The organism is Candidatus Halocynthiibacter alkanivorans (genome assembly GCF_003333265.1).
Lineage (GTDB): Bacteria > Pseudomonadota > Alphaproteobacteria > Rhodobacterales > Rhodobacteraceae > Halocyntiibacter_A > Halocyntiibacter_A alkanivorans.
This window is the reverse complement of sequence record NZ_QOLB01000025.1, coordinates 1-1,061: the sequence shown is the minus strand read 5'-3', so window position 1 is coordinate 1,061 and position 1,061 is coordinate 1. Positions and strand designations below refer to the sequence as shown.

Genomic DNA, 1,061 nt, shown 5'->3' with positions numbered 1-1,061 from the left:
GATCCCACCCGCTTCTTCAGCTTGGCGTAGCTTGCCTGGATTTTCTTTTTCTGGGTTTCGGTCGCGACTGTTGCGGCACGATAAACCGCTTCTACTTCCAGGGTTCGGCGCACGTCGATAATTCGCAACATGCCCTCAGCTTCAAGCTTTGTTTCTGTAGATATCTGTCCGCGTGCGGCTCGAATATTTGCAGTAAGAAACGTCCCCGAACCGCGGCGCCGCTTAACCAGACCTAGCCCTTCCCATCGGTTTAACGCCTCGCGAATGGTTGACCGCCCAACACCAAGCTGTTCGCTCAGCGCCGTCTCAGCGGGCAACTGGTCACCAACTTCAAGCCCCGCCGCATCGATCATCCTTACCAGTGCCTCAAGCACTTCCTGTGTGCGACTTTTTGCCCGCAATGGGGTCAGGAACTCAGCCGCAACCTGATGCGCGCCAATTTTTCTACGTTCGTCCGAGTCGACCAATTTTGACACCTGCGATTCCCAATCAGAAAATGTGTACCTATTGCCTTATGTCAGTTGTCCGACAACTTTGCAAGTAAGTTGTCGGACAACTGACAATTCAATTACCTGGCCCAATTCCATCACTGATTTGGAAGGAGCATTTTTTCGGTAGCGGTGGGCGCGGGAATGAAAAATTTGTCCAAGAAGCAGCATTTCAAATCGAGATAATCTCGCGGGTGCAGCAATCGAACCACTTCCTTCAGCCATCACAGTCACGAACGGCCCAATGCGACTGCTCGTGACCACTGCGGCGAAGCGCTGGATTGAGCCTTAGAGGACTGCACCGTATCTAATGTCATGTCCTTTTTTGGAAGTCAGAAAACTCATTTAGCAGGCGGGCGCGGCGCGGTGCTGCCGCGTTCCACAAAACGAACCGGGATGGTTTCAATCCGCGCTCCGGAGCGTTTATTTTGGTTCAGAAGCTCCAGTACTTCGCGTGCGGCCGCGGCGCCCAACTGGTTGCGGTGCTGGTGAATCGTGGTAAGGGGCGGTTGAAAAAACTCTGCCATTTCCACGTTGTCAAACCCGACCACCGACAGGTCTGCTGGTACAGAG

The 1,061-nt window shown here is 53.6% G+C and carries 2 protein-coding genes; both read right to left on the bottom strand.

Going from position 1 to position 1,061, the window contains the following annotated elements:
* Positions 1-476, bottom strand: a 476-nt coding sequence (locus tag DWA01_RS00480; protein ID WP_136057636.1) for a FadR/GntR family transcriptional regulator, incomplete at its 3' end; no start/stop codon positions are given.
* Positions 477-829: 353 nt separating this feature from the next.
* A partial coding sequence (locus tag DWA01_RS00475) for a substrate-binding domain-containing protein (protein ID WP_136057635.1) occupies positions 830-1,061 on the bottom strand: 232 nt, incomplete at its 5' end.